This window comes from Candidatus Methylomirabilota bacterium (genome assembly GCA_035709005.1).
Lineage (GTDB): Bacteria > Methylomirabilota > Methylomirabilia > Rokubacteriales > CSP1-6 > 40CM-4-69-5.
The window spans coordinates 1-8,278 of the sequence record DASTFB010000052.1 but is presented as its reverse complement, the minus strand read 5'-3'; the positions used below and the strand labels follow the sequence as shown (position 1 = coordinate 8,278).

Genomic DNA, 8,278 nt, shown 5'->3' with positions numbered 1-8,278 from the left:
TGGAACACCGGACTTACTCCATGGGGGGCTCCGGGCGCCCCCCATGCCCCCCGACGCTCGGGCCGCCCCGGCCCAGCCGTGGCGCCCCTCGACTTCGCGTTTCGTTCATGGGCCTCAGTCGACGACCTTCAGCAGCTCCGGGTAGTTGTAGGTGTAGTGGAGCGCGTACTCTCCGTAGTCGGGGTCGAAGGGCGTGCTGACCCGCTTGGGGTTCCGCGCCCACTGGCTCGGCACATCCTCGATGGGCAAGCACACCAGATCGCGCTCGATGCGCTTCTGGGCCTCGGCGTAGATCGCCGCCCGCTTCTTCACGTCGCGCTCGACCCGGCCGGCCGCGAGCAGGTCGTCGATGTTGCGATAGTGGGCGAAGTTGGTGCCCCGGTTGCCGGTGGCCGGGTCGGGGATCTCGCGGGAGTCGAAGAACAGGGACAGCCAGGGGTCGGCGTCGGTGATGCGCGTGCCCCCGTACAAGACGAAGGGGTTCAGGTTCTTCCGGATGTTCTCGTGGTAGGTCGCGTGCTCCACGATCTGGAGCTCCACGTTGATGCCGACCTGCTTGAGCTGCTCCTGAGCCAGCGTGAGCACCTTGGGGTAGAAGAACGACTTGCTGATGAAGTAGTTCTTGATCGTGAGGCCGTTGGGATGGCCCGCCTCGGCCAGGAGCTTCCGGGCCTTGGCCGGATCGTACGGGGGGAACGTCATCGGGATGTGACCGAAGTAGCCGGGGGGCAGGCAGCTGTTCGCCAGCCGGCCCAGGTCGCCGGGGTACAGGGTCTCCTTGATGGCCTTGCGGTCGATGGCGTGGAAGAACGCCTGGCGCACCCGGATGTCATCGAACGGCGGCTTCGTCATGTTGATGTAGAAGCGGTGCTGGCTGCCGGGGCCCCGGCGGTCCAGGATGGCGCCCATCTTCTTGACCTGGTCGGCGAAGTCGGCGGTGACGGCTTCGGGGTAGAGCAGGTCGAACGTCCCCTTCTCGAGCCCGATCAGCTTGGTGGCATCCTCGGGCACGTCGAACCAGTGGACCTCGTCGATCTGGGGCCGGCCGGCATGGTACTTGTCGAAGGCCTTGAGGACGACCTTCTCCCGGGGCGAGTGCCGGTCGAAGTAGAACGGGCCGGTGCCGACGGGATTCCACTTGAACTGCTGCCCGTGCTTCTCGGCCGCCTTCTTCGAGATGATGTAGCCCTGCTGGTAACCCACCGTGCGCAGCAGGAAGATCGGGTCGTAGGACTTCAGGGCGATCTGCACCGTGTGGGGGTCGATCACCTCGATGGACTTGATCACCCCCAGGTTGACGCCGAACCGGGTGCCCGGCGCCCGCTTCATTTGCCGCTCGAGGCTGAACTTGACGTCCTCGGCGGTCAGCTCGCCGAACCCTTTGTGGAACTGGACCCCCTTCTTGAGCTTGAAGGTCCACAGCGTGCCGTCGGGAGAAAGCGTCCAGCTCTCGGCCAGGTCGGGCTGGACGTCGGCCGTGGTGACCTTGCCGTCCTTGATGGCGAAGCGGGTGAGCCCGCGGTAGAGAAACCGCACGATGGACTGCGTCTGCCCGAGGATGCTCGCGTGCGGGTCGAGGGTATCGGGCTCCTTGGCCGCGATCTTGAGGATCTTCTTGCGCTGGGCCTCGGCCGCCGGAGGGCCCGCCAGCGTGACGAAGGCGAACACCGTGAGGATGGTCAGGAGCGTGACCAGCATGAGCGAGAGCCGGGAGCGGGCGTGGCTCGACATGACGGTCCCCCTTTCCGGGTCGGGCGGCGGAGTCGTGGGCGAGCGGAGAGATTCGGGGCAGCGGCGGGCGCTGCCGTGATCCGGGGCGATCGAAACGATGATCGCTGGATCGATCATGCCGACCTCTGGCTGATCGGTCGGATCGCCTGGCGTCCCGAGACCACGAAGCGGTGAGCTCGGGTCCCGGGCGCCAGGTTGCGACAGCATAGTCGCAATGCCCCCGGTCGGCAACCGGGGGGCGGGGTCACCTCACCTTGGCGGCGTCGTAGACCTCGCCGAACGGCACCCAGCGCTCCCCGTCGAACTTCACCAGGGTCTCCTGCTCGATGGGGTAGAAGTCCGTGGGGCTGGTGTTGATCTTGACGCCGGGGTAGAGCATGGGCAGGGCCAGATCCTTGATGTTGGCCGCCTGCTTCATGATGTTGGCGCGCGAGAGGTCGTTGCCGGCCTGCTTGAGCACGTGCACCATCGTCTGGGCCACCGAGTAGGCGTAGACGTTGAACACGTCCCGGGTGTTGCCGTCCGGGTAGTACTTCTGCATGAAGGCCAGCCAGTCCTTGTAAGCCTGATCGTCCTTCCACTGCGGATCCGTCGGATCCTTCAGGTAAAGTGTGCTGATCAGCCCCCGGGACGCCTCCACGCCGGCCGGCTGGAGCACGACGCCCACGGAGCTCGAGACCTGGTTCAGCAGGTGCAGGGGCTTCCAGCCGAGGTCGTGCGCCTTCTTGATGGCCTGGACGGCGAACTTGGGAATCGTGATGTTGAAGAAGACGTTGGCGCCGCTGCTCTTCAGATTGGCGATCTGGGAGTCCACCGTGGGATCGGTGACCTCGTAGGTCTGCTCCAGCACGACGGCCTTGCGGCCGGCCTCGCCCAACCCGTCCTTGAAACCCTTGAGATAGTCCTTCCCGTAGTCGTCGTTCTGGTAGAGGATGCCGATCTTGGGGTCCTTCACGTTCTTCAGCACGTACTGCGCGTAGACCTTCCCCTCCGTCTGATAGGTGGGCTGCCAGCCCATGGTCCACGGGAAGTTCTGGGGATTGCCCCACTTGGTGGCGCCGGTCGCCACGAAGAGATGCGGCACCTTCTGCTGGTTGACGTACCGGTGGATGGCGCTGTTGCTCGGCGTGCCGAGCGTCTGGAAGACGAACGCGACCTGGTCCTGCTCCACCAGGCGCCGGACCATCTCGACCGTCTTGGGCGGGCTGTAGGCGTCGTCGTAGCTGATGAAGTTGATCTTCCGCCCGTTGATGCCGCCCTCGTCGTTCACCTTCTTGAAGTAGGCGGCGATGGCCTTGCCGATGCTGCCGTACGCCGAGGCCGGGCCGCTGTAGGGGTTGGTATTGCCGATCTTGATCTCCGTGGCGGTGACGCCCGGCGTGGACTGAGCGCCAGCCGGAGCGGCGAGGGCGACCCCCAGCGCCAGGGCGAGCACGACTGCCAGCGTTCGACGTGTCAGCATGGATGCCTCCTAGTCTCCTGTCTCTGCTTGCTGGGCACAACCGTCAAGGGCCGGACGCGGTTCCGGCGCCACGCCGTAACCGCCGCCAGGCGAGCCGCACGGCGCCCGCGATTCCGTGCGGCATCACGTAGACGAACCCGATGAGGAAGACGCCGTAGATGGCCCAGGGCGCCGCCTTGGAGATGTCCTGGGCCCAGTTCGGCACGAACTGGATGAACAGCGCGCCGAAGATGGGGCCGGAGATCGAGGCCAGCCCGCCGATCACGATGCCAACGAGGAGCGTGATCGACAGGAAGACATTGAACGCGTCCGGCGCCACGAAGGCAATGGCCAGAGCGCTGAGCGCGCCGGCCACCCCGGTATAGGCGGCGCTCACACCGAACGTGAGCGACTTGTAGAGCGCGCTGTTCACGCCCATCGCTGCCGCGGCGATGGGGTGGTCGCGGATGGCCACCAGGGCCCGGCCCGGGCGGCCGCGCAGCAGATTCGCCGCCAGCACGAAGAGGGCGACCAGCCACGCCAGGGTGAGGAAATAGAGCCACTGGTCGGCGGTGAGCGGCAGGCCCGGCGGCGGCTCCGGCTTGCTCAGCACGATGCCTTGCGAGCCGCCCGTCCAGTCGTCGAAGTACTTCAAGATCTGCGGCACCGCCAGCGCGAGGGCGAAGGTGGCCAGCGCCAGATAGAGGCCCTCCAGCCGCAGGGCCGGGATGCCGAACAGGAACCCGACGACGAAGCAGAGGACGCCGGCCGCGGGGACCGTCCAGCCGTAGGGCACCGCCCAGCGGTCGATCATGATGGCCGCGGTGTAGGCCCCGACGGCGTAGAACGCGCCGTGCCCCAGCGAGATCTGGCCGTTGTAGCCGGTGAGGATGTTCAGACCGAGCAGCGCGATCGCGTAGATCCCTACCTGGGTGAACTGGAACACGCGAAAGCCGCTGATGAGGAAGGGCAGCAGACAGGCGGCGGCGAACAACAGCACCGCGCCCCCCAGCCACCAGTGCCTGACGGCGGCGCCGCGGCGGAGCTGGTCGGCGGCGGCGACCACGTCGCGGACGCTCATCGGCTCACACCCGCCGCACGACCGCGCGGCCGAAGAGCCCGCTCGGCTTGACCAGGAGCACGACGATGATGATGGCGAGGGCCACGGTGAGCTTCAGCTCGGTGCCGATGAACCTGACGTAGGTGCCCACCAGGTTCTCCACCACGCCGACGATCAGCCCGCCCAGCACGGCGCCGCCGGGGCTCGTGAAGCCGCCCAGGGTGGCCGAGGCGAAGGCGTAGATCAGGATGCCTCCCATCATGTTGGGGTCGAGGAAGACGACGGGGGCGATCATCATCCCGGCGACCGCGCCGACCAGCGCGGCCAGCCCCCAGCCCAGGGCGAGCATCCAGCCCACCCGGATGCCGCACAGCCGGCTGGAGACGGGGTTCTGCGCGGCGGCGCGCATGGCCAGGCCCAATGGCGTGTACCGGAAGAACAGGTAGAGCAGGAGCAGGACGATCAGCGTGACGCCGATGGCCCCGACGTCGTGGGCCCCGAAGACGATGCCGCCCAGGCGAAGCGGGCGCTCGGGGAACGGGCTCGGGAACGGCTTCTGGATGTAGGAGTAGATCCAGCCGGCGAGGCTGTTGAAGATGACGAGCAGGCCGATGCATACGATGACGATGGCCAGGATGGGCGCGTTCTCCACGGGACGGATGACGACGCGCTCGATCAGGATGCCGCCCACCAGCGCGATGGCCAGCGTGCCGACGAACGCCGCCCAGTACGGCACGCCGGCGTTCAGCAGGCTCCAGGCCAGGTACGTGCTGAACATGGCCATCTCGCCCTGAGCGAAATTCACCACGTCGGTGGCCTGGTAGATCATCACCAGGGCCAGCGCCAGCGCGCCGTAGATGCCGCCCGTGGCGATCCCGGCCACGACCTGTTGGAGGAAGATCTCCACGACCGCCTCAGTAGCCCAAATACGCCCGGCGGACGGCGTCGTCCTGGCGCAGGGCGGCGGCGGCCCCCGAGCGGATGACCCGGCCGGTCTCCAGGACGTACGCGTGGTCGGCGACGTCCAGGGCCAGAGCGGCGTTCTGCTCCACCAGCAGGACGCTCACCCCCTGCTCGCGGTTGATGGCGCCCAGGATGCGAAAGATCTCGCGCACGACGAGCGGCGCCAGCCCCAGAGACGGCTCGTCGAGGAGGAGCAGGCGCGGCCGAAGCATGAGGGCCCGCGCCACCGCCAGCATCTGCTGCTCGCCGCCGGACAGCGTCCCGGCGAGCTGCCGGCGTCGCTCGCGCAGCACGGGAAAGTGCTCGTACATCCGGACGATGTCGCCGTCCGGGTTGCCGCGCTCACGGCGGCCCCAGGCGCCCACGCGCAGATTCTCCTCGACGGTGAGCTGCGCGAACGTCCCGCGCCCCTCGGGGGCCAGCGCGATGCCGCGGCGCACGATCGATTCGGTCGGTCGTCGGTCGATGCGCTCCCCCGCGAGGCGAATGGTCCCGGTGGTCCTCACCATGCCGCAAACCGCCCGCAGCGTGGTCGTCTTGCCGGCGCCGTTGGCGCCAAGGACCGTCGTGATACCACCCTCCTCCACGACGAAGGACAGCCCGTGCAGGGCCTCGGTGAGGCCGTAGTGGGCGCGCAGGTTCTCGACCTCGAGCAGGGGCGGCACCTCAGGCGCCTCCCAGGTAGGCGCGGATCACCTCGGCGTGGCGCTGGATCGCCGCCGGCGGCCCCTCGGCGATCTTGCGACCGAAATCGAGGACCACGACGTGGTCGGAGACCTGCATGACCAGTCCGATGTGGTGCTCGACGAGCAGGATGGTCACGCCGCGCTCGTCACGGATCGCGCGCAGCAGTGTGGCCAGCGCCGTGACCTCTTCGTGGTTCAGGCCGCCGGCCGGCTCGTCGAGCAGGAGCAACCGCGGACGGCCCGCCAGGGCCCGGGCGAGCTCGACACGCTTCAGGGTGCCGAAGGGCAGCCCGGCGGCGGGGTGGAAGGCCACGGCCTCCAGGCTCAGAAAGGCGATGAGCTCCATGGCGGCCGCGCGCGTCGCCGCCTCCTCCCGCCTGACCGCGGGCAACCGGAGGGCGTTGCCGACGAAGCCCGAGCGGGTGCGGCCGTGCACGCCGACCATCACGTTCTGTAGAACGGTCATCGACCCGAAGAGCGCGACGTTCTGGAACGTGCGCCCGATGCCGAGGCCGGCCATGCGGTGCGGCGGCTCGCTGAGCAACGAGCGACCGGCGAAGCACACGTCGCCGCGCTCGGGGGCGTACAGGCCGCTCAAACAGTTGAAGAGGGTGGTCTTGCCCGCTCCATTCGGACCGATGAGCCCGACGATCTGGCCCTCTCGGATGTCGAACGACACGCGCTCGAGGGCCACGATGCCACCGAACCGGACGGTGACGTCCTGCACGGCCAGGAGCGGCCTCGGATCCGCGTGGAGGGCGGACATGGTCTGAAGGTCGGCCTAGTGTATAGAGAATCCAAGCTGGCCGCGAGCCCGGACAGTCGCGCGCTCGGCCGCACAACGTGCTAAGCGCGGCGTCTGAAAATTTTCTCACTTGACACTTCTCCGAGGTCGCGCTGACCGCCCGCGGGCAGCACCTCACTGGGACCGGCCCAGCGGGCCACAGAGCGCCTGCAGGGTCTCGGGAGTCGATTCGTCGCGAAAAATCTGGATCCCCGCGAAATCGCCGCTCGTCGTGCCTGCCAGGAGCTGCCGAAATCCGGGTGTAGAGTCGCCCCATCGAAGGGGGCGCCATGGAGATACACTCGCCGATTTGTATTCCCACTGACGATCGCACGGCAGAGCTCGACCGGCTGGGCGACGAGATCGCCGAGCTGGCGGCCCACCTGGACGCCGCCACGGCTCGCCTCCTGGATCTGATTCGCGAGTTCGACGCGCAGGGCGGCTGGGGCAACGGGTTCAAGTCCTGCGCCCACTGGTTGACGTGGCGAGTGGGCCTGGCCCCCGGCGCCGCCCGTGAGCACGTGCGCGTGGCCCGGGCCCTGGGCGCGTTGCCGTTGCTGGCCCAGGCGCTCGCCCGCGGGGAGCTGTCGTACTCGAAGGTCAGGGCGCTGACCCGGGTGGCCACCCCGGAGACCGAAGAGCGGCTGCTGGCGGTCGGACGCGCCGGCACCACCGAGCACGTCGAGCGCATCGTGAGGGGCTGGCGCAAGGTCGACCGGCAGGCTGAAGCCCGGGAAGCCGCACAGCGCCACAAGAGCCGGGCCCTGCACGTGTATCAAGATGACGACGGCATGGTGGTGCTGCGGGGGCGGCTGGAGCCCGAGGTCGGCGCGCTGGTCATGCAGGCGCTGGCCGCAGCACGGGAGGCGTTGTATCAGAAGGCGAGCACCAACGAGCTGGAACGCCGCGCTGAGACGGACAGCGGCTCGGGCGATGTTCCTGCGGGAACGTTCCTGGTCGTCCCGGACATCTCCACGCTGGCCCAGCAGCAGGCCGACGCCCTGGCCCTGCTGGCGGAGACGGCGTTGCACCACGGCCTCGATCCCGGGGCCTCGGGCGAGCGCTACCAGGTCGTGGTTCACGTCGATGCCGAGGTCCTGGCCAACGCGGAGGCGCCCGGCCAGTCCGTCCTCGAAGAGGGCACCCGCGTTCCAGCTGGAACGTCCCAGCGCCTGGCCTGCGACGCCAGCCGGGTGATCATGCGCCACGACCAGGACGGCCGCCTGCTGGAGATCGGCGCGCGGACTCGAACGATCCCTCCGGCGTTACGGAGGGCGCTCCAGCATCGGGACCGGGGCTGCCGGTTCCCCGGGTGCGGCGTGCGTTTCGGCCAGGGTCATCACATCCGTCATTGGGCGCAAGGCGGCCCGACCACGCTCTCGAACCTCGCGCTGCTCTGTCGGCGGCACCATCGCGCCGTCCACGAGGACGGCTTTCAGGTCGATCGAGATCCCGCCGGCGCGCTGCGGTTCCGCCGGCCGGACGGCCGGCTCCTTCCTGAGGTTCCATCGCCGGCCGCCGTGCTGGCCGATCCGGCGGAGGTGCTTCGATCACGGCATACCGCGCAGGGTCTGAACATCCACCCACGGACGTCCTGCCCCGGCTGGCTGGGG

The 8,278-nt window shown here is 68.5% G+C and carries 7 protein-coding genes; 1 reads left to right on the top strand and 6 read right to left on the bottom strand.

Going from position 1 to position 8,278, the window contains the following annotated elements:
* Nucleotides 1-114: 114 nt before the first annotated feature.
* The 6 genes from VFR64_08055 to VFR64_08030 form a co-directional block, all read right to left on the bottom strand.
* Nucleotides 115-1,731, bottom strand: coding sequence for an ABC transporter substrate-binding protein (locus tag VFR64_08055; protein ID HET9489689.1), 1,617 nt, complete (start codon nucleotides 1,729-1,731; stop codon nucleotides 115-117).
* A gap of 244 nt (nucleotides 1,732-1,975) precedes the next feature.
* Nucleotides 1,976-3,193: an ABC transporter substrate-binding protein gene (locus VFR64_08050; protein ID HET9489688.1), complete on the bottom strand. Its 1,218-nt coding sequence runs from the start codon at nucleotides 3,191-3,193 to the stop codon at nucleotides 1,976-1,978.
* 43 nt (nucleotides 3,194-3,236) lie between these two features.
* Complete coding sequence (locus VFR64_08045) at nucleotides 3,237-4,253, bottom strand: branched-chain amino acid ABC transporter permease (GenBank protein ID HET9489687.1); 1,017 nt, start codon at nucleotides 4,251-4,253, stop codon at nucleotides 3,237-3,239.
* Nucleotides 4,254-4,257: 4 nt separating this feature from the next.
* Nucleotides 4,258-5,139 (bottom strand): branched-chain amino acid ABC transporter permease, encoded by an 882-nt coding sequence (locus VFR64_08040; protein HET9489686.1) that lies wholly within the window; start codon nucleotides 5,137-5,139, stop codon nucleotides 4,258-4,260.
* Between the two features lie 7 nt (nucleotides 5,140-5,146).
* The gene (locus tag VFR64_08035; GenBank protein ID HET9489685.1) at nucleotides 5,147-5,860 is read right to left on the bottom strand and encodes an ABC transporter ATP-binding protein; all 714 of its coding nucleotides are present in this window, start codon (nucleotides 5,858-5,860) and stop codon (nucleotides 5,147-5,149) included.
* Nucleotide 5,861: 1 nt separating this feature from the next.
* The gene (locus VFR64_08030; protein HET9489684.1) at nucleotides 5,862-6,647 is read right to left on the bottom strand and encodes an ABC transporter ATP-binding protein; all 786 of its coding nucleotides are present in this window, start codon (nucleotides 6,645-6,647) and stop codon (nucleotides 5,862-5,864) included.
* A gap of 308 nt (nucleotides 6,648-6,955) precedes the next feature.
* Here VFR64_08030 and VFR64_08025 point away from each other — a divergent pair.
* Nucleotides 6,956-8,278: DUF222 domain-containing protein (locus VFR64_08025; protein HET9489683.1), on the top strand; the 1,323-nt coding region annotated here is incomplete at its 3' end.